Here is a 23,952-nt window from a genome sequence, read left to right as displayed (position 1 = left end):
ACTCGCTGTTAATGAGCCTTGATGTAGAGATCCTTATCCAGGATGTTATCCATCGGATTATGCGGATACCCTCCCACATAAGGCTTCACCATCCGCGGCACCACATACTGGTAGACAGGAGCGATCGGCATCTCCTTGGCGATGATCTGCTCGGCCATATCATAGAACTTGCTACGTTGCTGTGCGTTGGTGCTGGCAGCCGCTTCGTGCATCACCTTGTCATAGTTGGAATCGCAGAAGCCGGTGTCATTGGTGCCGATACCACACTGAAGCTGGCTCAGCATCGCCGAAGGCTCGTTGTAATCTGCGATCCATCCCTCACGAGCCACCTCATAGCCTCCCTGTTGACGGGTCTGCAGGAAGGTCTTCCACTCCTGGTTTTCCAGCTTGGCATTGACTCCCAGGGTCTGCTTCCACATCGAAGCGATGGCGATCGCTATCTTCTTATGGTTATCGCTGGTGTTGTACAGTATGGTCAGGGTCAGAGGATGCTGCTTGTCATACCCAGCCTCCTTGAGAAGCTGCTGGGCTTTCTTATTACGCTCAGCCTGAGTCCAGTCGGCCCACTTGAGCTTTGGTGGAGTAAAGCCTTCAGTCATATCCGGGGTGAAGGTATAAGCCGGCAGCTGTCCCTGGCCGAGAATGTACTTGGTGATGGCGTTACGATCGATCGCATAGGAGAGCGCCTTACGTACTCTCGCATCATCGAACGGCTTTTTCTTGGTATTGAAGGCGTAATAATAGGTGGCAATCTGCCCAACCACCTTAAGCTGGTTAGGGTACTCTTTCTTAAGCTTGTGGAACTGCTCCAGAGGAACCGTATAGGTCATATCCAGCTCACCGGCCATATAGCGATTCAGTGCCGCATTGGGATCGGCGATCGGCAGGAAGCGTACCTTGTTGATCACCGTCTTCTTGTTATTCCAGTAATCTGGGTTACGCACCAGATCTATGTGTCCGTTCACTACCCAACCCTTGAGCTTATAGGCACCATTACTGACGATATGCTCGGGACGGGTCCACTTATCTCCCCACTTTTTGATCACCTTAGCTGGCGTTGGAGACAGGGCTGGATAGGTCAGCATATTCACAAAATAGGGGACCGGTTTTTCCAGAACCACCCTGAGAGTATGGGGATCGGGCGCAGAAACCCCCAGGGTGTCCGGTTTTTTCTTGCCATCCGAGATGGCATCGGCATTCTTGACCCCAGCTAACCCAAGATAATAGGCATAGTTCGCCCCGGTCGCAGGGTTCACCAGGCGCCGCCAGGCAAACACAAAGTCATCGGCGGTCACAGTCTCACCATTACTCCACCTGGCATCTTTGCGCAGGTGAAAGATAAAGGTCTTGTTATCCTTAGTCTCCCAGCTTTTCGCCACTCCGGGAAGGATCTGCCCCTGGGGCCCTGGCGTGACCAGCCCCTCAAACAGGTCCAGGGCTACATTTGAACCAGGATTACCCTGGAGCTTTTGGGGATCGAGAGTCTGTGGCTCACTCCCGTTGTTACGAACCATCTCCTGAACCTTAGCAAGTTTGACCCCGGCGGGAACATCGGCAGCAAAAGTTGCTGAACTAAGCCCCATCGCCATCGTTCCTGCCAGGAGTGAGGTTAACACTGCTTTTTTGTTTGATATCATCAACCGCTCCAGAATAATATTTTTTCACTTTGTCACACTGAAAAGGCAAACATCATAAAAATGCGCCTTTGTGCATAATTCATGTATAAACTCGAAAAATCAATAGAAACGTCTAAAAAAAGGCCAGATGAACACCGGAGAAGGAGCGAATTCACGCAAAAAACCAAACAAAACCTTGACCTTAGGTGAACACCACACCATCTCTTTTAACACTCAAGACATTTGATGGCAAGTATGCAATCTGCACAGCATGAATAGATACTCATACCTTATGCATACAAGCAGAATAATTAACGGCAGCGGTTTTTATCTGTTTCGCGCAGAAGCCTTATTTTATCTAATCTGACGGATTGAATTCACATCCTGGATATTTTCTTGAATATTCTGATGGTTACCCGCTGTTGCCCGGAGTGAAAAAATAAACCATCACACCCCATAAAAGAGAATTCTATTAAAAGTTGGCCTTTTGAAGAAAAAGATAGCATTAACTGATAAAAGTTCAGATATACCCTGAGGATTTACACTCCCTTTACTTCTGGAACAGGGAGGCTGACTGACGTTTAGCGGCACCTCAGCGGGTGTCTGAACACTCAGCCAATAAAGGCCCCGTTCAGGTCTGGAGCAGCCACAGAAGCGACTGCCATCAGCAGGCCGGTGAGCAAGTTTTCCTAAAAAACACCGAATACTTTAAAACAGAGATGATTTATTACTTCAAAACTGAATAGTTGAGTATTTTCGTAGGAAATTAAGCTGTTTTATTTGGGATGAAATAGCCTAAGCAAATTATAAAAAAAAATAATGTGACGCAGATCTCAATTTCAGTTCCCGGACAAGTTAATTTAGGGCAAAGAAATAAATGACTAAAGATCTGATACAAACTGTTACCGACTTAAACTCCCCTCGCCCCTGCCCTTCATTAAAAAAACTCATTGTTTGATAAAATTAAAAACCGTTTAAAATCATTGGCCTATGGAGACTATGATATTGAAAACCGTTTCATGATAATTCATCCCCCTGAGTTTAGTGGCTTTACATCAGATCATGAGAGCTCCTATAATGCGAGCCGGAGTCTGATTTAGTAAAGGTATTTACCGACAGTGGTTTTGTCGGTCGCCACGGGAAGATTGGCGGGTAGTGACCTTTACTAAACAGTTTTCAAAATTAACAGGAGAAGACGATGACGCCAGTAACTAATGTTGCTGAACTGAATGCTCTTGTAGAGCGAGTGAAAAAGGCTCAGCGTGAATTTGCCACCTATTCTCAGGAGCAGGTTGACAAGATCTTCCGCGCTGCAGCTCTGGCAGCCAACAATGCGCGTATCTCTCTGGCCCAGATGGCCGTAGAAGAGTCCGGAATGGGTATCATCGAAGATAAGGTGATCAAAAACCACTTCGCTTCCGAATTCATCTACAACAAATATAAGGATGAGCAGACCTGCGGCATCCTGGAAGAAAGCGAAGAGTACGGTACTATCACCATCGCCGAACCAACCGGGGTGATCTGTGGTATTGTTCCAACCACCAACCCAACCTCTACTGCTATCTTCAAATCCCTTATCTCTCTGAAAACCCGTAACGGGATTATCTTCTCTCCACACCCTCGTGCCAAAAACTCAACCAACTTTGCTGCTAAGCTGGTTCTGGATGCAGCTGTTGCGGCGGGCGCTCCAAAAGATATCATCGGCTGGATCGATGCACCTTCTGTAGAGCTGTCGAATGCCCTGATGCACCATGAAGAGATCGCTTTGATCCTGGCAACCGGTGGCCCTGGCATGGTAAAAGCGGCTTACTCTTCCGGTAAGCCTGCGATCGGTGTTGGCGCGGGTAACGTTCCGGTAGTGATCGACGAGACTGCGGATATCAAGCGTGCCGTATCCTCGGTTCTGATGTCTAAGACCTTTGATAACGGCGTTGTTTGTGCGTCCGAGCAGGCGGTCATTGTTGTTGATGAAGTATATGACGCAGTGAAAGAGCGTTTCGCCTCTCACGGTGGTTATGTCCTGTCCAAGGCCGAAGCGGACAAGGTTCGTAAAGTTCTGCTGATCGATGGTGCCCTGAACGCTAATATCGTAGGTCAGCCTGCGATCAAGATTGCCGAGATGGCAGGTGTTAAGGTTCCTGCATGGACCAAGGTTCTGATCGGTGAAGCTGAAAAGATGTGTGTCGAAGAGGAATTCGCTCACGAGAAGCTCTCTCCGACCCTGGGTATGTTCCGTGCAAAAGATTTTGAAGAAGCCACTCAGATGGCTGAGTTCATGGTTGAGCTCGGTGGTATCGGCCACACCTCTGGCCTGTATACCGATCAGGATCGCAACAAAGATCGCGTTCTTGAGTTCGGTAACCGCATGAAAACCGCACGTATTCTGATCAACACCCCGACCTCTCAGGGGGGTATCGGAGATGTTTACAACTTTAACGTTGCACCGTCACTGACTCTGGGCTGTGGTTCCTGGGGCGGTAACTCCATCTCTGAAAACGTGGGTCCTAAGCACCTGATCAACAAGAAAACTGTAGCGAAGCGGGCTGAAAACATGCTGTGGCATAAACTACCGAAATCTATCTACTTCCGTCGCGGCTGTCTGCCGATCGCACTGGGCGATCTGGAAGGCAAGAAGCGTGCTTGTTTGGTTACTGACCGCTTCCTGTTCAACAACGGTTATGCCGATGAGATTGTTGAGATCCTCAAAGAGCTGGGCATGGAAGTTGAAGTATTCTACGAGGTAGAAGCAGATCCAACCCTGTCTATCGTGAAGAAGGGTGCTGAAGTGATGAACTCCTTCAAGCCAGACGTTATCCTTGCTCTGGGTGGTGGTTCTCCAATGGATGCAGCCAAGATCATGTGGGTCATGTATGAGCACCCAGAGACTCATTTCGAAGATCTGGCGATGCGCTTCATGGATATCCGTAAGCGTATCTACAAGTTCCCTAAAATGGGTCAGAAGGCTGAACTGGTATGTATCACTACCACTTCAGGTACCGGCTCTGAAGTGACTCCATTTGCCGTTGTAACCGACGATGCGACCGGCGCCAAGTACCCACTGGCCGACTACGAGCTGACTCCTCAGATGGCTATCGTTGATGCCAACCTGGTGATGAACATGCCAAAATCACTGACTGCGTTCGGTGGTGTTGATGCGGTGACTCACGCTCTGGAAGCTTATGTTTCTGTGCTGGCAAACGAGTACTCCGATGGCCAGGCGCTGCAAGCGCTGAAGCTCCTCAAAGAGTACCTTCCAAACAGCTACAAGTTTGGTGCGGATGACGCCGTTGCTCGTGAGAAGGTTCACAATGGTGCAACCATCGCTGGTATCGCGTTCGCTAACTCTTTCCTGGGTGTATGTCACTCAATGGCTCACAAGATTGGTGCTGAGTTCCACCTGCCACACGGCCTGGCGAACGCACTGCTGATCAGCAACGTTATCCGTTACAACGCCAACGACAACCCAACTAAGCAGACCGCATTCTCTCAGTACGACCGCCCACAGGCACGTCGTCGCTATGCTGAGATTGCAGATCACTTGGGCCTGAGCGCTGCCGGTGACCGTACTGCTCAGAAGATTGAGAAGCTACTGAGCTGGCTGGATGGCCTGAAAGCTGAGCTGGATATCCCTGCTTCGATTCGTGACGCAGGCGTGACCGAGTCAGACTTCCTGGCTAAGGTTGATGAACTGGCTGTTGAAGCCTTCGATGACCAGTGTACCGGTGCAAACCCACGCTATCCTCTGATCACTGAGCTCAAGCAGGTTCTTCTGGACTCCTTCTACGGCCGTCCATATGTCGAGAGCTATGAGCGCACTGAGGAAGTTGAGGCTGAAGAGGCTGAATAACTCGCCACTTAGCTGTATTTCCTAATAAAAGCCCACATCTTCGGATGTGGGCTTTTTTTTGATCTGGCTTATACTCTGAATGTACCAAGGATAAAAAGGGCTTATGGATGGCCGACAAGCAGATCCCTATCGACACTCTGAAGATCGGACACTACATCAAACTGCCTGTAGGCTGGAAGGATCACCCCTTCCTTTTTAACAATTTCAAGATCAAAAACAGCGATCAACTTGAGCTGATTCATCGTCTCGGGTTGGATGTGGTCACCATAGATCCCAACAAGAGCGGCGCAGGTAGTGATGATGAGGATATCGATCCCCTCACAGGTAAACCAATTCTTACCCCGGAACAGCTTCAGGCACAGGCCGAAGCCGAAGCCGAAGCCGCTCGCCTGGCCCAGCAACAGGCGGAGCTGGCAGAGCAACAGCGTCAACTGGATGAAGCAGAGCGCCTGAAAAAAGAATCGAAAAGCGCGCTGCGCCTTTCTGAGAAACAGTTCAATGATGCGATGGCAGACTTTCGAACCGCCATCGGTCACCTCAAGCTTAAGCCCGAAGAGAGTATCACCACCCTGAGCCAGCTGGTGCGTAGCACCGCCTTAAAGATACTGTTTCATAAAGAGCCCTTCTCTTTGAATCTTATTCGCTTTCCCGGCACTCCGGATCCCATGGTGACCCACTGCATGAATGTCACCTTCATCGCCATGCTGGTTGCCAAAGAGGCAGATTGGGAAAAAGAGAAGATAGAGGAGGCCGGGCTGGTCTGCCTGCTTCACGACATAGGAAAACTCAAGGTTCCAACCCAGATCACCCAGAAAAAGTCTGAGCTGACCAAATCGGAGAAAAATTTTCTCGAGATGCACCCTCAATATGGAAAAGAGACCCTGGATGGCCTGCAACTCAAACAGCTGACCCCCACGGTTCGTGAAGCCATACTTCACCACCATGAAAAAATAGATGGTTCAGGCTACCCCCATAAACTCAAAGAGGCTGAGATTAGCGATCTGGCACGGCTCATCGGGCTGATCGATTATTTTGATGTCCAGCAAAACCAGGTGATGATCGAGAAGCGCAAGCAGCCGAATCAGGTGATCGCCATGCTGTTTAAGCTCTCCAACAAGTATGATCCGACCCTGACCAGCGCCCTGATCAAGGTGATGGGTCCCTACCCCCCTGGGACTGTCGTCAACCTGAGTAACGGAAAGCCGGCGATCGTGGTTAGCACCCAGCCAAACGATCCTCTCAAGCCCAAGGTGCACCCCTTCGAGCAGGGCCAAAGACCCGAAGGAGTCGACATTCTGGATCTCACTCTCTGTGACATCACCATTGCCGGTCCGGCAAAGATAGATGATCTTTCCCAAGCCGCCATCGATTTTCTGCGTCTTGAAGAGCGTTTTTGCTACTTCTACGATATTAACATGGCTGAGTGACCCTGCTGAGCAAAAATCCATCAAACAGAGCCTCCTGAACCAGGATCGCCGTGGGGCGGGTCGGATCCTCGTAGAAGCAGGTTGCCTCAATCGACAGGTGTTCAAAGTATTCTCGCGGTACCCTTGCCGAAATCTCCTGGCGAAACAGCGGAAACAAGATGGATGCCGCCGCAAGCAGCTCGCCGCTGAACAGCAGAGTTTGTGGGTTAAAAAAGATAACCAGGGTCGCCAGCAAAGCCCCCAGCTCATGGCCCAGGGTGATCAACAGCTCCCGGGCCTTCCCCTCCTCTGCCAGGGCAAGCTCACAGATCTCGCGGGCTGACAGGCGATCGCCCGTCAGCTCCAGATAACTCCGCTCGAGTGCAGAGGTTGTCACCTCGGTTCGGGCGCAGCCCTGATGGCCACAGTAGCAAGGCAGCTGTCCGTCGGCTGTTGGCAGATGATTGAGAGATCCAATCCGGCTTTGGCGACTATTTACCAGTTGTCCGTCCAGGATCACCCCCGCCCCGATATCTTCCTGGATCAGGATCAGCAGCGCATTTTGGCTCTTTTGAGCTGCCCCCCAGGCGCGTTCAGCCATGATCCAGGGGTGAATAGAGCTGGATACAAAGCAAGGTATGCTAAAAGTCTGCTCCAGCAACTGCTTGAGAGGCCAATCATGAATATCGTAAAAAGGAAAGTGATGCACCCAGCCCTGCTCATCATCGACCCGCCCCGGCAGGCTCACCGCCATCGCCAGCAGGCGGTCACGATACTTCTGGGTAAAGGTCTCAAGATGGCTGAACAGCTCCCGGGTCAATGACTCTTTCTCCCTGGAGAGAAGAGTGTAGCGCTCTTTGCGCAGGCACCGTCCCTTGAGATCAAAGCTCGCCATGGCGACATACCCCCGCCCAAGGCGCATCGCCAGGTAGCGGAAGTGCCGGCTATCCAGCTCCAGCAAGATCGGGTGCCGGCCACGCAATGAGTGCAGTTCGCCACACTCTCGGATCACCCGAGCATCGAGTAGCTCCCGGGATATTTTGGTAATGCTGGCCGTCGATAACCCACTGAGGCGCGACAGCTCGGTTCGTGAAAGAGGCTGATGGTGATCGATGACCTGATAAACAAGTCCCAGATTATGTTGGCGCACCTTGGCCGTATCACTCTTGGTACTCACTCCCACCCCTCAGAACTATAATGACCCCCTCTATTCTAGCGCCTTAGCTGGCTAAGCCCCAGGCTCTGTTGAAATAACAGAGCCTATCCATACTCAGGACTGCCTGGAAGCATTTTTGAGAAGCTGGGTCATTAACTCAACCGGAAGCGGAAAGACTATGGTGTTACTCTTATCTCCGGCAATCTCCGTCAATGTCTGTAGGTACCTGAGCTGAATCGCCTCGGGTTGTTGACTGAGGGTTTGCGCTGCCTCCAACAGCTTTTGTGATGCCTGCATCTCGCCATCTGCATGAATTACTTTTGCCCGGCGTGCCCGCTCAGCTTCGGCCTGGCGTGCAATGGCCCGGATCATCGATTCATCGAGATCGACATGCTTGATCTCCACATTGGAGACCTTGATCCCCCAGCAGTCGGTGTGCTGATCGAGGATCTTCTGAATATCCCGGTTCAGGATCTCCCGGGAAGCCAGCATCTCATCCAGCTCATGCTGCCCCAATACCGAACGCAGAGTAGTCTGTGCCAGCTGGCTGGTCGCATCCAAATAGTTTTCAACCTGGATAATCGCAGGCTGAGGCTCTATTACCCGAAAATAGATCACCGCGTTGACCTTCACCGACACATTATCCCGGGAGATCACATCCTGTGTCGGAACGTCCATCACTATGGTTCGAAGATCCACCCGAACCATCTGCTGAATGAAGGGAATAATGATCACCAGCCCTGGTCCCTTTACCCGATAAAAACGTCCCAGCAAAAACACCACACCACGCTCATATTCACGCAGGATCCTAAGCGCGGCAAACAGAAACAGGATAACCAGAATTAGTAGTATTGCGGGGAAATATCCCCAAAGCTCTATGCTTGTTGGTCCCATGACTCAACCTCCAATATCAAACCCCGTCGCCCGATTACTCGTAGTTGATCTCCCCGATTAACCGGTACCAGGCTTACCGCTTTCCAGCGTTCCCCCTCAAACCAGACTTCCCCCTCAGTCTTAAAATCAAAAACCGCCTCGGCAGGTTTACCGATGAAGCTCTCAGATCCACTCACCGGCAGCTGGTGACGCTCCCGATAGAGAAGACGCATCACCACCAGCAAGAACACAGTTCCGGCAACGGCAACGGCTGCCACAACGGGCCAGGCGATGGTCAGCTGGGTGCGATCACTATCAATCAGTAACAGGGAGCCCACCACCAGGGCCAGCGTCCCCCCCAGCCCAAACACGCCGAGTCCCGGACGCATCGCCTCTGCCCCCACAGCACCAGCCCGAACAGCAGCAGGGCAATCCCGGTACCGGTCAACGGCAAGGCACTAAATGTATAGAGAGCCATCAGCAGGCAGATCCCTCCCAAAATCCCCGGCAATCCCATGCCCGGAGTATAAATTTCAATAAAAATGCCGAAGACCCCAATCATCAGCAGCAGATAAGCCACATTGGGATCACTGATGAAAATCAATAGCTGATGCTGCCAGTCCGGTGTGACCTCACGAATCCTCTGGTCCCTGAGATTGAGCACTACAGCCTTATCCCCAACCTTGACCTCCCGCCCTTCAAGGGTGTCAATCAAGCTGCTGAGGGTCGGTGAGACATGCTCAATCACCCCCAGCTCATGAGCCTCTTCACTGGAAAGGGTTGCCGACTCGGTAATCGCCTGCTCAGCCCACTGGTGGTTACGTCCCCTGAGTTTGGCAAGAGATCTTAAATAAGCGATGGCGTCATTTCTGATCTTGCGTTGCATCGTTTGCTGCTGCATCTCAGCCTGTTTTGATTTCTCTGCCTGCTGCGGGATCACAGAAAATGACACAGGGGTCGCTGCCCCCAGAGTGGTTGCCGGAGCCATCGCCGCGATATGGGCCGCGTAAAGCATATAGGTCCCGGCGCTCATCGCCCGCGCTCCGCTGGGGGAGACATAGATAGCAATGGGGATTTGGGAACTCAGAATATCCTGGTTGATCTGGCGCAGCGATGTGACAAAGCCTCCCGGGGTGTTGAGACCAATGACCACCAGCTCCGGAGGCTCTGGCTGCTGCTGGGCTTGCTGTAACTGTTGATTAAGATAGCGGGCCACTCCCGGACTGATGGCACCATCGACCTTGAGTAGCAGGATCTCCGATCTGACACAAAAGCTCCAGAGCAGCAACAGAGCCACGCTCCCCAGCCATCGACACATAACAAGACTCCTTTGCCTCGTATTACGACAGGGCATGCCTCTGGACTCCCCGAATCCACCAGACTGCGATGTCCAACCTTTCAATCATTACTCATCTGCCAGGAGCTAAAGCACTTTCGACCCACTTTGTGCAGGAACCTGCTCTTTTTAAGTTTCTCCATCCCGGAATTAAAGATCTCTACCAATTTCCTACTATTGGGCGACTTCTTACTAAAAAGCAGATAGTGATCGAACACAGAGATGGGAGTCGGAGCATGAGAGAAGCTGCTGAACTCAGCGGGAAAATAGGTTCGGATCAGGAAGTAACCGACACACAGGTTGACCGGAAACAGATCGATCTTACCGCTGTTTAGTTTTTCAAAACCCTCCTTGTCACTCGCCAGCTCGGTCACAGTCACTCCGGAGTGACGACTGAGCTCATTAAACTCCTCTCCGTACAGGTATCCCTTGGTCATGCCAAGGCGCAGAGTCTTGATCTTATCCAGGGCCTCCCAGTCAAAGGGGGTATTTGAGTTGTCTTTTCGATAAAACCAGTAATTATTAGCCGCAAAAATCGGGGTACTGAAATAAAAATCCTGAGCCCGTTTCTCAGAATAGATCCAGCCGATGGTGGCATCGAGCTTGCCCTGGCGAGCCATCTCAAACCCCTTATCCCAAGACATAAAATGGTATTCGACCTTCACCCCCTCCCGGACAAAAGCCTGACGCACGATCTGTGACGCGAGTCCTCCCCCATCAATTTTTGCTGAGTTCCAGGGGGGCCACTCACCATTGGCGATCTCAACCTTCATTGCCAGGCAGAAATGGCTATAGATCCCAAGCAGTAACAGCATCCATTTCATCGAACTGATCTCAAAGCTCCTTTTAGTCAAAAGATAGCCAAGCAACCCGCCGATAGCGAACCCATGCCCTGTTTGCCAGGCCCCTGTCAGTCCTCTTTTTCAGGGATAACCGTGAATTACTTTGAAAAAGTCTGGGGATCTCCTATCCTAGCCGCAACGTTTTTACAAGGAGCCACCGATGCGCTCAAGCTATAAGATTGCTCTGTCGATTATCCTGTTGATACTGATCCTGGCTGCAGGCAGTATCTGGTATACCAGCTCTCATGCCAAAGACAGCTACCAAAACCTCCTGACTCAGGCAAACCTGAAAGGTCATAGCTATCAGCTAACCCCGGTATCTTTTGATAACTCCCTTTTAGGCGCAAAGATTGTTACCCACCTGCAGATCAACAAGAACCTGTTGCAGGATAAGCCACTACAGTTTGAGATCGTGACTCAGCTCAAATACCTGCCTTTTTATACCCGGGGGAGTCGGTGATCCATGCGGTAGATCCCGAGCTTTCCAAGCAGCTTAAGCAACTGTTTGGAACCAAGACACCGGTCAGGATCCAGGAGTCTCTGACGGCTCTTGGAACCTATACAAATAGCTGGCGTTTGGCGCCTGCCAATTACCAGGAGAAAGATCTCAGTATCCATTCGACCCCTCTCGATGGCCACTTCTCCATCAACCTTAGAAGTAAGGAATTTCAATCCAGTGCGCACCTGCAAGAGTTTGACCTCAGGGTCAACGGAGTGCAGCAAAGCCTGAAAGGATTCGCCAGCAAGGCAAGCGGGATCATGGAGCATAGCTCAAAGATGCGGCTGACCCTCGAAAAGTGGAGTGCTCATGTCGATAAAAAGCAATCCAAACTTGAACAGCTCAAGGTCAATCTCGATAACCAATGGTCTGACAGTCAGCGCCTGACCAGTCACCTGAAACTGGCTGTCGATAAGCTGCAATTTAATGATCCCAAGCATCAGTTTAAGGACAGCAAGTTAAATCTGACTCTGGCCGATCTCAAACTCCCCAGCCCAGAGGAGCTTGCAGCCTATCAGCAGTCCCTCGCCAGCCTGACACCCCAGCAGATGCAGCAACAAAACATGCAGGTGGGAATGAAAGTATTGAGCCATGGGCTGAACCTGACCATACATCAGCTCAGCAGTCAGTCTCCCTGGGGAGCCATCTCCGGCAAGGGCGAGCTAAAGCTTCGGGATGACAGTCAATCTCAGATCCCCCCATGTTTGCCCTGATAAGCCATAGCCAGGCATCTATCTCTTTGTCTTTGCCACAGAAGCTGGAGGTGATTAATGGGTTTGGCGCCAGCCTTAAGCATGCGGTTGCGAAAGGTGTTCTGATCGCCAAAGACGATCGGCTGAATCTGGACTTTAGCTACCAACAGGGAAAAATGAGCCTCAATGGTCGTCCTATGATGTTTCCCGAGGTGAAATAAGCCTCCTCCTGGCGGCGCTGCAATGCTAGCGCCGCTCATCAATCTCAAGTCAGCCGCCCACGTGAGTCCCCGCTCGGTTAAGCTGTTTCTCCGGCACAATCACTCCATCCTCTTTGAAGATAAGCCTGAACCCACTAACTCAATAGAGTCCAGAGTTAAACAGCTTCCCGAACCCTGTCTATACTGAAATGAGAACCGCCTGAGTCATTAGCAGGGAACTAGCTATGAGTATCAAACAGAAGTTAATCTTGGCTTTTCTTGCCACCACCATACTGCCGCTGTTGATCATTTCGCTGTTTGTGGTCAACAAACTAAGAACCGAAGCCCAGGAACAGTTTGCGAACTCAAGCACACGTGAAATTCGCCAGGTCGATAATGCTCTGGATATCTACTTCCAGACCATCACTGAAAATGTCAATTTCTTCGCCACCGATCCCCTGATCCTGGCGATCGATGAGAGCATTACCGATTATATGAATGCCCCTAAGGGCCCGATGACTCCGGATCAGAACGGCGGCCTTGAAAGTCAGATCTTCAAACAGTTTAAAACCTTCGGTGACTCGCATCCGGGGTACGCCTACATCTACCTGGGAACAGTGAATGGCGGTTACATCCAATGGCCCAAGGGAGATACCCGGGGGAATTATGACCCGCGCATTCGCCCCTGGTATAAAAGCGGGCAGGATGGCTCTGGTCAGGTGATCCGCACCGAGGCCTATTACTATGATGTGGATGATGCAGTGTTAGTCAGCTCGGTTCGCTCCTTTAACCTTAAAAATGGGCAACCCGGAGGAACCATAGGGATCGATGTATCACTCAAGGGGCTGACCAACATCATCAAAAAAATTAAGCTGGGAAAAACCGGCTACCTGATGCTGGTTGAAGACACGGGTAATATCCTGGTAGATGCCTCAAACCCGGAGCATAACTTCAAAAAGATTAATGAGCTCGGTGCAGCCTACCAGAAACTGGGAAGCATGGACTCAGGCGCAGCGGAGCTTGAGCTCAATGGGACTGACATGATGGTCAACGTCTATGTCTCCCCCTCCCTGGGCTGGAAGTTTATTGGCCTGATCGATAAGTCCGAAATCATGGCCAGTGCCAACCAGATCACCTATACCATCATGGTAATCGGTATCATCTTAGCCATTTTGTTTGCTCTGCTCGGTGGTGTCCTGGCTCAACTGATAGCCAATCCAATCCGCCAGGTCACCAGTAGCTTGCATGAAATTGCCGAGGGTGAAGGAGATCTGCGCCGCACCATCGACATCAAGGGTAAAGATGAAACCGCTCAGCTCGCTGATAACTTTAACCGCTTCCTCTCCAGTATCCGTAACCTGGTGACAGATATAAAGGGTGCCTCTGTTCAGGTCGGAGATGCCTCGGAGCAAGCCACCGGGATCTCAACCGAAATGACAGATGCTGCAGGGCGCCAGTCCCAGGCCGTGGATATGGTTTCAACCGCTTTCCATGAGATGGTGGCAACCGCCAATGAGGTTGCCAGAAACTGTGTTCAGGCTGCCGAGTCTGCCGAAGAGGGGCAGCAACAGACCCAAGAGGGACAAACCCTCATCAGTGACACCGTCAACTCTGTCGGAGAACTCAGTGGCGCCATCAAGGAGTCTGCAGACGCCATCCACCAGCTCGAGCAGGAGAGTAATAATATCACCACCATCCTGGATACCATCCGCGGTATCGCCGAGCAGACCAACCTGCTGGCTCTGAACGCCGCGATTGAGGCAGCCCGCGCCGGTGAGCAGGGCCGAGGCTTCGCCGTGGTCGCCGATGAGGTTCGCGCCCTGGCTCAGCGTACCTCAGACTCCACCGAAGAGATCAACGATCTTCTCGAAAAACTGGCGAAGAAGACCCGCGAGGTTGCCGGCCAGATGAACCAGAGTCTCAATAAGTCAGAAGATACAGTATCCTCCACCGGCAGAGTTCAGGAGGCTTTCAGCAATATTCAGAACTCGGTCACTGTGATCAAGGATATGAATACTCAGATTGCCGCTGCCGCCGAAGAGCAGCACCAGGTCGCAGAAGAGATCAACCGCCACATTGAGCAGATCCACACAGATGCAGGGCTGGTCTCCGAAGTAGCAGGCAGTGCTCAGAGCAACTCAAGCTCCCTGTCTGATCTCGCCGGAGAGCTCAATAGCCTGGTTGGGCGCTTTAAATCCTAAACTCCCAAAGGGGCCAATCGGCCCCTTTTTAACCCATCTCTGTCTATTTTTTAGACTAAAAATTCAACAAAGTAGATTGCCTTCTCCACAGGAGCTGTTTATAATCGCGCATCCTGATCGTCCGTTCTTTAAAATCCAATGAGGAATCTATGCATCCGATGCTGAATATCGCCGTGCGTGCTGCCCGCAACGCCGGTAATGTCATTGCTAAGTCCTTCTCTCAACCTGAAAACGTTGAGGTTATGCAAAAAGGTGCCAACGACTTTGTCACCAACGTAGACAAAGAGGCTGAAGCAGTCATCATCAGCACACTGAAAAAGGCCTACCCGGATCACTGCATCCTGGGTGAAGAGTCTGGCCAGCTGAGTGCTGAAAATTCAGACTATCAATGGATCATCGACCCTCTGGATGGCACCACTAACTTCGCCAAGGGCGTCCCCCACTTTTCTGTCTCTATTGCACTGCGTTATCGCGGTAAAACAGAGCAGGCGGTGATCTATGATCCGATCCGTGATGAGCTCTTCACTGCCAGCCGTGGCGCGGGAGCACAGCTAAACGGCTATCGCATTCGTACCGGCCAGGCCCGTGAGCTGAGCGGTACCCTGCTGGCGACCGGCTTCCCATTCCGCCAGAAGGCGCATATGGATGCCTATATGAATATCTTCCACTCCCTGTTTACCGAATGCTCTGATATTCGCCGTGCGGGCTCTGCAGCCCTGGATCTGGCTTATGTTGCAGCGGGCCGTTACGATGGCTTCTGGGAAATTGGTCTCAAGCCCTGGGACAGCGCTGCCGGTGAGCTGATCGCTCGTGAAGCGGGTGCAATCGTCACCGATTTTGTCGGTGGCCACAACTTTGAGAAGAGCGGCAACCTGGTCGTGGGGAATCCACGTATCGTTAAGGCGCTGCTGGGTAAGATGCGCGAGCATCTGACCGACTCTCTCAAGCGCTAATTTAAAGTTCAGGTCGAATCAAAAGGCAAGCTGCGGCTTGCCTTTTTTGATCACAGTACACCCTCCAATTCAACAATCTAGAGCATTTTTGGTTTAATCCGGGTAATTATTCGCGCCCCTCAAGTTCAAGTGCTGCTTTGAGCTTTGTTAAGCTGACCTTCTGCAGCAAGGGTGGAGTTGCAATGCAACGTAGCGAGAAGCAGGGAGGCTGAACTGGAAAAGATTATCAGGGAAGATAATCGATGCAGTAGAGCAACATGGATGTGACTTGCGAGTCAGCGATCAAAGTCAAAGCTGCTTTCATGAGATGAACCGGTTTATCCGGAAAACGCTCTAGAAATAATACTGTCCCTGTAACCAGACCCGGCTATCCAGGGTACGTCCATCCGCATCCTGTCCCGTGACCTGGCGTCCTGGATTACCTCCAAGCTGATAGGCCCAGGAGAGCTTCAACTGATACAAATCCTCCTGCTGCAGCAGGGCTGAGACCCCCATCCCACTGAGCTGATAGCGATTACTGCCGGATGCGTTACTAATGGATGAGGGGGATCATGGTGCAGGGTAATATTCCCGGTATTGCCAAAGCCACTTAGTATAAGTGAACCCCAGGGTGTTCCACCGGCCACCGCATAACGAAGCTCAAGATGAGCTAACCAGCCCTGATCCCCACTGCCCTCATTGATGGGATAAGCCTGAACGCCGTTTGGCCCTCCCAGAATAAACTCTTCAGACGAATCGAGATTTTTCCCTGCATACTGGCCACTCAAACGGCCATACAGAGACCAGGTTCCCGGCAAGCGCTGCAAGCGGGCCAAACTGTAGCCCAGCTTCCAATAGTGCCCCTGAGTATCCAGTGATTGAGCATCGGTCTGCTCATCCTGAGGGACCCGGGAAAGATCCAGATAACCTGTGACCAGGTTCAGATCCCACAGGGTGATCCCCCCGGTTAGCCAGCCATCGCTGCGATCGCCCCCGATTCCCAGCATGGCAGAATCGACCCTCTTATCCCGGACCCGACCGGCACTACTATCATCCAGCATCTTCTTATGATTGTATCTCAGGTAACTACTCAGATTTAGCGGACGACTACGCAGCAGCGGGTAACTGAGCTCTGCCTGCATCACCTGGGAGTCCCCCTTGAGACCACTGGTCTCGGCCGTCCCTTCGACAGCCTTATAATCCAGATAGACATAGCTAAGGCCACCACGCAGCCCACTCACTCCAAGGGGGCGCTGATACTCAAGGCGCCCCAATTTAAGCCCCTCAGATCCGGTCAACAGAAGCTGTACCCGATCGCCTCGCCCGGTCAGATCATTCAGAGACAAAAGCGTATTCAACTGTGCCTCGCCGGTACTGCGTGAGCCATAGTTATCCCCCCATAGTCGCCCCGAAAAGAGCGGGTCTTCATAAACATCCACCACCAAACGAGTTGAGCCAGGCTGCAGACCTGGCTCAAGATGGGATTCTGTGTGAATCGCCGGTAGGTCATTGATCAGCAGTAGTCCTCGCTCCAGGTTTTGCTGCTGCACCATGCTGCCCGAAGGGGCCGCCGCCTCTGCCATCTGTCTGAGGAACTCAAGGCTGGCCCTGGGCTTTTCATCCGGAGCAGCCTTCATGATCCAGCCTCCCCCTTTTTCGGCACTGCCATCGAGCCTGCCCCCGATAATCGCGATCGTCACCACGCCCTCAGAAACATCCTGGCGGGGAAGGTAGGCCCTTGCCACCAGGTAACCCTTGCTGCGCAGGTGATCGGTTGTTTGATCCACCGACTGCAACAGCTCATTGATCCCAACCCTCTTTCCGATGAGATCCCGAGTCAGTTTTTCCTGCTCCGTTACCGGGAGTAGCTGATGATCACCACTAAATTTGATCTCCCGGATCAAAACCTTAGGCCCCTCTTTTACCTTTTCTACAGGCTTTTTCTGCTTCTTCTCTTCGAGTTCGGGGAGTCTTTGCTGCTGGGCTTTTTCCTGAAGCTCCTGCTGGCGAAGCAGTGAGCCCGCATCAACCTTGGGCCTGACATTTGAATTAGGAGCCGCGATAAGATTGCTGGAGAAGAAAATAGAGATGGTAACCAGCACAAATATCAGAAAAACACCAAGGAGATCTTGTCGAGAGCGAAGCTCAATCCTGTCTCGGCTCACAATTAACCTCCCTGTTTCGCTCAGCAGCCAAACTCTTTATTAAGTGTAGCCAAGCATCAAAAAACTATGCATATGAGTCTTTTTTCCAGAGGCAGACCTCTCGTAAGATGGTTTCAAACCAGGCGAGCAGCACCGATTCTGCTATCTTTGAGTTTGGAGATAGAGGATTGTGAATAGAGGGTTGCAGGCAAAAGACGCAGGATGAGATCTGGCAAGAATTCATCACATCAAGCCCTCAGCCAGTGACTCCTGGCAAGCAATAGGTTACATCACCTTGTGAGGAGCTAGTAGAAGTACTCCCCGATGAACTCAGGGGTTACGGGATCAAGAGCCCGGGAGGTCCACCTTCGTCGTGAATCTCCCACCGATAATCACTCTGGCGTTATCAACCAATCACGGGACAGCAGGATGCAACAACAGCAAACCATCGATTATGTGGAGTTTCCCTCGCGGGATCTCGAAACTACCAAGGCATTTTTTTCCAGCTGTTTTGGCTGGCAATTCCAGGACTTTGGCCCCGATTACTGCGCCTTCACAGATGGCAAGATGCAAGGGGGATTTTACCGCTCTAAGCTCAGTAGCTCATCCGAGACGGGAGCTGCCCTGGTGGTGCTCTATAGCGATGAGCTGGAGAAAACTCTGCAACAGGTAGAGCAGGGTGGTGGAACCATCTGTAAGGATATCTTCAGCTTCCCCGGCGGGCGGCGCTTTCACTTTCAGGAGCCAGGTGGCAATAATGAGCTGGCGGTATGGTCTGATAACTAATACCAATCCCAATAGTTAGGTGATCAGGATATAACTTGCACTGATTTGGATAATCTGTGAGTGATTTAGCCCGTTGTCAGCATGGGCGTAGTTGCTTAGCAACGTAGCGAGAGCAATGGACTGCGAACTGGAAGAGGCTACCAGGATGGTAGCCGCTGGCATCGAGCATACAAGGGTAAGTTGCTCCCAGAGCAACGCACGCGAAGCAGGGTGGAATTGCCTCTTAGCAATGGAACGAGAGGCAGGATGCCGAACTGGGAGGATGTCCATGGATGGGTATCGCTGAGCTGGAAAGGAGCCTCATGGAAGAGGCTCGGACTTGCTGCGTGGCTCAAATGACTCATGGATTATCAGTAAGCCGATCACATTTCTTTCATGAATGGTATAACAGACGTCTCTGGCTATTCCCAGCCTAAAGAGTCTGCCGCCTGAAGAGCAGACAGTAAAAAAGGAGCCTTTTGGCTCCTTTTTAATCAGTGATTGAGACAGTGATTACTTCTGCTCTTCACCCTGCTCTGGAGCCTGAGCCGGAGTAGCTTGCTGCTTTGCCTCTTTAATAGACAAGCGCACACGACCCTGACGATCAACTTCCAGAACCTTAACATCGACCTTGTCACCCACTTTCAGGTGATCGGCAACACTCTTAACCCGCTCTTCACAGATCTGAGAAATGTGAACCAGGCCATCTTTGCCAGGCAGTATGGTCACGAATGCACCAAAGTCAGCCAGGCGAGCAACGGTACCCTTATAGATACGGCCAGTCTCAACCTCGGCAGTCAGCGCTTCAATGCGAGCAATCGCATCTTTAGCCGCTGCACCATCAACGGCTGCAATGCGCACGGTACCATCATCATCCAGCTCGATGTTAGTGCCGGTCTCTTCGGTCAGGGCACGAATGGTTGCCCCACCCTTACCAATGACGTCACGGATCTTCTCAGGGTTGATTTTGATCGTGTGGATACGTGGAGCCAGATCAGAGATATCGTCACGTGGCTTCTCGATCGCCTGATCCATCACACCCAGGATGTGGATCCGCGCGCCCTTGGCCTGAGCCAGAGCCTTTTCCATGATCTCACGGGTGATCCCTTCGATCTTGATATCCATCTGCAGGGCGGTAACACCCTCATTGGTACCCGCAACCTTGAAGTCCATGTCACCCAGGTGATCTTCATCGCCCAGGATGTCAGACAGAACCACGTAGTCATCGCCCTCTTTGACCAACCCCATGGCGATACCGGCAACAGAGGACTTGATCGGAACACCTGCATCCATCAGCGCCAGCGAGGTACCACACACGGAAGCCATAGAGGAGGAACCGTTAGACTCGGTGATCTCTGAAACCACACGAACCACATACGGGAAATCTTCAGCCGATGGCATCACAGCCTGGATTCCACGCTTGGCCAGACGTCCATGACCGATCTCACGACGCTTCGGAGAGCCCATCATGCCGGTCTCACCCACACAGTATGGAGGGAAGTTATAGTGCAGCATGAAACGCTCATTGCGTGACTCAGTCAGACCATCGATCAGCTGAGCGTCACGCTCGGTACCCAGAGTACAGGTCACCAGCGCCTGAGTTTCACCACGGGTGAACAAAGATGAGCCATGGGTTCTTGGCAGCAGGCCTGTCGCCACGTGCAGGGCACGGACCATCTGAGTATCACGACCATCGATACGAGGCTCACCACGCACCACGCGACCGCGTACGATTGTTTTTTCAAGCTTACCCAGCAACTCACCCGCTTCTTTCTGATTCAGCTCTGGATCCTGCTCCAGCAGCTTCTCAAGGGTGCTCTGCTTCACTGCGGTTACAGCGTCACGACGCTCAGTCTTATCAGTGATGCGATAAGCATCAGAAAGACCCGCTTCTGCCAGCTCGGCAATCTGCCCCTTAAGAGCCTCATTGGTTGCCGGCGCTTTCCAATCCCAGACCGGTGTTGCAACTTCGGCAGCAAACTCATTGATTGCGGTGATCACAGCCTGCATCTGCTCGTGGCCATAAACCACGGCACCCAGCATCTCATCTTCACTGAGCTCTTGCGCTTCAGATTCAACCATCAGAACCGCATTTTCGGTACCCGCAACAACCAGATCCAGCTTGCTCTCTTTGAGCTCTGTAACGCTTGGGTTCAGCAGGTAGCCACCATCTTTATAACCGACGCGCGCCGCACCGATAGGACCATTAAACGGAATACCTGAGATCGCCAGCGCAGCAGAGGTCCCGATCATTGCAACCATATCGGGTGCAATTTCAGGGTTTACCGACATGACGGTCGCCACAACCTGTACTTCGTTCTTAAATCCATCAGGGAACAGCGGACGAATAGGACGATCGATCAAGCGAGCCGTCAGCGTCTCACCTTCAGACGGGCGACCTTCACGCTTGAAAAATCCACCTGGGATACGACCCGCAGCATAGGTTTTCTCTTGATAGTTAACGGTCAGAGGGAAAAAGTCACGCCCCTCATCTGCTTCTTTTTTACCGACAACAGTAACAAATACCGCAGTATCGCCAATGCTCGCCATAACAGCCCCGGATGCCTGACGGGCCATGACTCCGGTTTCCAGAGTGACAGTATGACGACCATACTGAAAAGTTTTAACGATAGGATTCACTTTTCGCTTCCTTTAACTTTTAATCGCTTAATTTCGCGGCACAGTATACTTGATTCAGGACCAAAGGTAACTAACAGAAACCACTTGGATTGCATATATAGCTGTCAACGGAATAGCAATACCCAAATGGTGACTAGGAAAAGCTCCGAAGATTGGCTAATTTTGAGAATATCAATCCATCATCCAGGCCCGGTATGTATTCACGCCTTAAAACCCTTTTTCTTTCTCATCAGCAGTTTGCCCATGCTCTGCGCATCACCTTGGCCCTGGCATTCACCCTGATCTTTTATCAAATCACCGCCCTGCCCCACTCCATGTGGGGACCTATTACTGTGGCCGTAGTGATGATGCAGCCCCATGCGGGCGCAATCATCCACAAGGGGTTTCAACGCATCGGCGGCACCCTGCTAGGTGCCTTGCTCGGTCTGGTCACCCTGCTGTTTCCTCAGCACCTTCCGGCTCTGGTACCACTTTGGATCCTGCTCGGTTGTTTTTTCCTGAGCTTTCAGGCCAAAGGAAAGTACACCTATGTGTTCTTTCTGGCCGGGATCACCCTGCTCATCGTGGCCTACCAGGACAACAGCCAGCAGGAGCTCTCGGTAGCTCTGTGGCGAGTGTGTAATATCCTGATCGGAACCCTGATCGCGATCAGCTTCTCCAGCCTGTTTCCTATCCGGGCCCTCACTAGCTGGCAACGGCTCTTTACAGAAAATCTTCACGATCTCAGGTTGCTCTACCAGGCCCATGCCTCTGCACACACACCACACCCGGATGCCCTGCTGCACCTCAGGCAGCAGGTGATGGATCGTCACCTGCAGATGATTAACTTACTCGCAAATGTACAAAAAGAGCAGCATGCCAATGCCGAACTCTATCGCGGTATCCTTGCGACTCAGCGCTCACTCATCAGCCTGATGGAGCAGCTGATTGAGACCCACTGGAGCTCAGATGCCGGACGGCGCCAGCTCCTGGAGCAGGCCGAGCTGGCCGATTATCAGCAACAAATCGCCCAGGTCTTTGACCTGCTGGCAGACAATGCCCGCCACAAGATTGTTGTTCCTGAGATAGCTCCCCTCAGGATGATGGCCGGACAACTGGCTAAGGGCCAGGAGCAGCTCACCCTTGGCCCCTTTGGCTACCTTTGGCTCACCCGTCAGCTGATCCAACGGCTGCAGGAGCTCACCGAACAGCTAAAGAAGCTCAAATCATAGAGATAGCACCAAGTCGCACCCTGTCGGGATAAAAGATTCGCTTACAAAGAAAAAAATCCGGATAACTTATTTGTATGCGAATCAGGCTACTCGCTGCTGGCTCACTAGCTACTGGCGGATTTTAAGCTCCGAATGCAGAATATATTGCGAACCATTCCCATTAAACTGCTGTTTTGGGGGTTCAAAAACCCTATGGGCGCATCTTAATTTGACTTCCACCCCGGCAATTCATTAGGATCCTAACGTGTTTTTTACTAGGGTATCCGCATCGTATGCGAGAACAATCAAAAATTGGACGTCTGATCAGGGTCTCATTCGGCAATGCTTTAGAGTGGTATGATTTCTGCCTTTTCGGAGCCTTTGCCGCCACTATCGGTAGTGTTTTCTTTCATAGCCATGATCCTCTGAGCAACCTGATGATGGCCTTCGGTACCTTTGCCGCAGGTTTTGTTGCTCGCCCCGCCGGTGGATTTCTATTTGGTTACCTTGGCGATCGTATCGGTCGTCACTATGCGATGAACCTCGCTATCTTACTGATGGGGCTCTCCTCTATCAGTGTCGCGTTTCTGCCGGGCTATCAGACCCTGGGTATCGCCGCCCCTATCTTGCTTGTTTGCATCCGCCTGCTGCAGGGCCTATCAACCGGTGGCCAGTTTGGAAACCTCTTAGTGATCGCCAATGAGGACAAGCAGCTTAAGCACAATGGTCTTTATGCAGGGATCACCAACTCAGTTGCATTCTTTGGGATCTTTCTCTCTTCCGGCGTGAGCTTCCTGGTGCTCAACCTGACTCCGGATAGCTGGGCCGGCTTTGCCTGGCGGATCCCCTTCCTGCTGGGCGGAGTGCTACTCAGTGCTCACATGTGGCTATCCCGGAACTGCCATGATGAGCTGCCGGAGCAACCTAAAAAACAAACCGAAGCTAAGCAAACATCGACCTACTCAATCCTATGGCAGAAGCATAAAGTCGCCTTCCTGGTGGTCGTTTTGCTAAGCGCTGTTGCCGGCTCTTTGGAATATATCAGTTTCACCTATCTCATCACCTACAGTACTCAGGAAGCAGCCCAGGTACTGACCATGAGTGATGCCCTGTTGATCAATACCATAGTGTTGATCGCTGCCTGTGTGCTGTTGCCTGCGTTCGGCTACCTCTCAGATATCTTTGGTCGCCGCGATCTTCTGACTGCCGGCCTGCTGGTGTTTGCTGGCATGATCTATCCGGCCTATCACCTGATCTCCCAGGGCGGTTTTGAAAACACCCTGGCAGGTACCTCTCTTTATGCGCTGGGAACCTGCTGGATCTTTGGTGTGGCTCTGCCTATTTTCTCTGAAGTCTTCCCTCGCGAAGTGCGGGCCAGCGGTTGCTGTGCCGGCTTCGGATTGGGAATGTGTCTGTGTGGTTTCAGTCCTCTGATCGCAACTAAGCTGATCAGCCTCTCTCCAAGCTATTTCAACTACATGATGCTCGCCCTGATGTTACTGGGGCTCATCGGTGTCTTCACTATCACCCTGATCAGGCGCCCGCTACCGGGCCCACTCAAGACCAGTGTGATCCAGCGACTCGCTCTTAATCTCAACTAGTTTCAAGTTGCG

The 23,952-nt window shown here is 51.8% G+C and carries 17 protein-coding genes and 1 pseudogene; 10 read left to right on the top strand and 8 right to left on the bottom strand.

The genetic code is table 11. The features are described from left to right. Positions 1-8: 8 nt before the first annotated feature. Positions 9-1,637 (bottom strand): ABC transporter substrate-binding protein, encoded by a 1,629-nt coding sequence (locus tag DB847_RS07095; RefSeq protein WP_108650049.1) that lies wholly within the window; start codon positions 1,635-1,637, stop codon positions 9-11. 1,177 nt (positions 1,638-2,814) lie between these two features. Here DB847_RS07095 and adhE point away from each other — a divergent pair. Both adhE and DB847_RS07085 read left to right on the top strand, forming a co-directional pair. Beyond that, positions 2,815-5,463 carry a bifunctional acetaldehyde-CoA/alcohol dehydrogenase gene (gene adhE, locus DB847_RS07090; protein ID WP_108650048.1) on the top strand — a complete coding sequence of 883 codons (2,649 nt, stop codon included), beginning with the start codon at positions 2,815-2,817 and terminating at the stop codon, positions 5,461-5,463. Between the two features lie 107 nt (positions 5,464-5,570). Beyond that, on the top strand, positions 5,571-6,890 hold the full coding sequence (locus DB847_RS07085; protein ID WP_108650047.1) for an HD-GYP domain-containing protein: 1,320 nt from the start codon (positions 5,571-5,573) through the stop codon (positions 6,888-6,890). Here DB847_RS07085 and DB847_RS07080 read toward each other — a convergent pair. The 5 genes and pseudogenes from DB847_RS07080 to DB847_RS07060 form a co-directional block, all read right to left on the bottom strand. Next, positions 6,874-8,046: an ROK family protein gene (locus DB847_RS07080; RefSeq protein WP_108650046.1), complete on the bottom strand. Its 1,173-nt coding sequence runs from the start codon at positions 8,044-8,046 to the stop codon at positions 6,874-6,876. The two genes, DB847_RS07085 and DB847_RS07080, sit on opposite strands and share 17 nt — an antisense overlap. Before the next feature lie 93 nt (positions 8,047-8,139). Then, positions 8,140-8,919, bottom strand: a complete 780-nt coding sequence (locus DB847_RS07075; RefSeq protein WP_108650045.1) for a slipin family protein — start codon at positions 8,917-8,919, stop codon at positions 8,140-8,142. After that, positions 8,901-9,131 carry an NfeD family protein gene (locus DB847_RS26825; protein ID WP_456073090.1) on the bottom strand — a complete coding sequence of 77 codons (231 nt, stop codon included), beginning with the start codon at positions 9,129-9,131 and terminating at the stop codon, positions 8,901-8,903. The genes DB847_RS07075 and DB847_RS26825 overlap by 19 nt, the downstream gene beginning before the upstream one ends. 60 nt (positions 9,132-9,191) lie before the next feature. Then, positions 9,192-10,216, bottom strand: a pseudogene (locus DB847_RS07065) (NfeD family protein); the annotation flags it as partial. Between the two features lie 80 nt (positions 10,217-10,296). Beyond that, positions 10,297-11,058 carry a substrate-binding periplasmic protein gene (locus DB847_RS07060; protein WP_108650042.1) on the bottom strand — a complete coding sequence of 254 codons (762 nt, stop codon included), beginning with the start codon at positions 11,056-11,058 and terminating at the stop codon, positions 10,297-10,299. Between the two features lie 178 nt (positions 11,059-11,236). Between DB847_RS07060 and DB847_RS25960 the strand changes: the two genes are divergently transcribed. From DB847_RS25960 to suhB, 5 genes are all read left to right on the top strand, one after another. Next, on the top strand, positions 11,237-11,536 hold the full coding sequence (locus DB847_RS25960; protein WP_108650041.1) for a DUF945 family protein: 300 nt from the start codon (positions 11,237-11,239) through the stop codon (positions 11,534-11,536). Then, entirely contained in the window at positions 11,533-12,288 is a 756-nt protein-coding gene (locus DB847_RS07050; RefSeq protein WP_159084437.1) for a DUF945 family protein, read from the top strand. The genes DB847_RS25960 and DB847_RS07050 overlap by 4 nt, the downstream gene beginning before the upstream one ends. After that, on the top strand, positions 12,276-12,488 hold the full coding sequence (locus DB847_RS07045) for a DUF945 family protein (RefSeq protein ID WP_108650039.1): 213 nt from the start codon (positions 12,276-12,278) through the stop codon (positions 12,486-12,488). The genes DB847_RS07050 and DB847_RS07045 overlap by 13 nt, the downstream gene beginning before the upstream one ends. Positions 12,489-12,712: 224 nt before the next feature. Next, positions 12,713-14,668, top strand: coding sequence for a methyl-accepting chemotaxis protein (locus DB847_RS07040; RefSeq protein ID WP_108650038.1), 1,956 nt, complete (start codon positions 12,713-12,715; stop codon positions 14,666-14,668). A 149-nt stretch (positions 14,669-14,817) separates the two neighbouring features. Then, positions 14,818-15,621: an inositol-1-monophosphatase gene (gene suhB, locus DB847_RS07035; RefSeq protein WP_108650037.1), complete on the top strand. Its 804-nt coding sequence runs from the start codon at positions 14,818-14,820 to the stop codon at positions 15,619-15,621. Between the two features lie 449 nt (positions 15,622-16,070). On the opposite strand, the gene DB847_RS07030 is transcribed toward suhB, so the two are convergent. Next, on the bottom strand, positions 16,071-17,765 hold the full coding sequence (locus DB847_RS07030) for a ShlB/FhaC/HecB family hemolysin secretion/activation protein (RefSeq protein WP_159084436.1): 1,695 nt from the start codon (positions 17,763-17,765) through the stop codon (positions 16,071-16,073). Between the two features lie 408 nt (positions 17,766-18,173). Between DB847_RS07030 and DB847_RS07025 the strand changes: the two genes are divergently transcribed. Next, on the top strand, positions 18,174-18,530 hold the full coding sequence (locus tag DB847_RS07025) for a VOC family protein (protein WP_108652926.1): 357 nt from the start codon (positions 18,174-18,176) through the stop codon (positions 18,528-18,530). A gap of 492 nt (positions 18,531-19,022) precedes the next feature. Here the strand turns inward: DB847_RS07025 and pnp are convergent, their stop codons facing one another. Beyond that, the gene (gene pnp, locus DB847_RS07020; protein WP_108650035.1) at positions 19,023-21,149 is read right to left on the bottom strand and encodes a polyribonucleotide nucleotidyltransferase; all 2,127 of its coding nucleotides are present in this window, start codon (positions 21,147-21,149) and stop codon (positions 19,023-19,025) included. Between the two features lie 152 nt (positions 21,150-21,301). Here pnp and DB847_RS07015 point away from each other — a divergent pair, with 152 nt between their 5' ends. Together DB847_RS07015 and DB847_RS07010 are read left to right on the top strand one after the other, a co-directional pair. Then, on the top strand, positions 21,302-22,360 hold the full coding sequence (locus tag DB847_RS07015) for an FUSC family protein (protein ID WP_199911768.1): 1,059 nt from the start codon (positions 21,302-21,304) through the stop codon (positions 22,358-22,360). 272 nt (positions 22,361-22,632) lie between these two features. Continuing rightward, a complete protein-coding gene (locus DB847_RS07010; RefSeq protein WP_108650033.1) occupies positions 22,633-23,940 on the top strand; it encodes an MFS transporter in 1,308 nt (435 codons plus the stop codon). The last annotated feature ends 12 nt before the right edge of the window (positions 23,941-23,952 follow it).

The sequence above is a fragment of the Dongshaea marina genome, from assembly GCF_003072645.1.
Taxonomy (GTDB): Bacteria; Pseudomonadota; Gammaproteobacteria; order Enterobacterales; family Aeromonadaceae; genus Dongshaea; species Dongshaea marina.
This window is presented reverse-complemented; position numbering and strand designations above follow the sequence as displayed.

Excerpts from the sequence above, each read along its gene's own strand:
- suhB (WP_108650037.1), top strand. The coding sequence starts at position 14,818 with ATGCATCCGATGCTGAATATCGCCGTGCGTGCTGCCCGCAACGCCGGT.
- DB847_RS07075 (WP_108650045.1), bottom strand. The coding sequence starts at position 8,919 with ATGGGACCAACAAGCATAGAGCTTTGGGGATATTTCCCCGCAATACTA.
- DB847_RS26825 (WP_456073090.1), bottom strand. The coding sequence starts at position 9,131 with ATGCGTCTTCTCTATCGGGAGCGTCACCAGCTGCCGGTGAGTGGATCT.
- DB847_RS07095 (WP_108650049.1), bottom strand. The coding sequence starts at position 1,637 with ATGATATCAAACAAAAAAGCAGTGTTAACCTCACTCCTGGCAGGAACG.
- DB847_RS07040 (WP_108650038.1), top strand. The coding sequence starts at position 12,713 with ATGAGTATCAAACAGAAGTTAATCTTGGCTTTTCTTGCCACCACCATA.
- DB847_RS25960 (WP_108650041.1), top strand. The coding sequence starts at position 11,237 with ATGCGCTCAAGCTATAAGATTGCTCTGTCGATTATCCTGTTGATACTG.
- DB847_RS07010 (WP_108650033.1), top strand. The coding sequence starts at position 22,633 with ATGCGAGAACAATCAAAAATTGGACGTCTGATCAGGGTCTCATTCGGC.
- DB847_RS07085 (WP_108650047.1), top strand. The coding sequence starts at position 5,571 with ATGGCCGACAAGCAGATCCCTATCGACACTCTGAAGATCGGACACTAC.
- DB847_RS07045 (WP_108650039.1), top strand. The coding sequence starts at position 12,276 with ATGTTTGCCCTGATAAGCCATAGCCAGGCATCTATCTCTTTGTCTTTG.
- DB847_RS07060 (WP_108650042.1), bottom strand. The coding sequence starts at position 11,058 with ATGAAATGGATGCTGTTACTGCTTGGGATCTATAGCCATTTCTGCCTG.
- DB847_RS07025 (WP_108652926.1), top strand. The coding sequence starts at position 18,174 with ATGCAACAACAGCAAACCATCGATTATGTGGAGTTTCCCTCGCGGGAT.
- adhE (WP_108650048.1), top strand. The coding sequence starts at position 2,815 with ATGACGCCAGTAACTAATGTTGCTGAACTGAATGCTCTTGTAGAGCGA.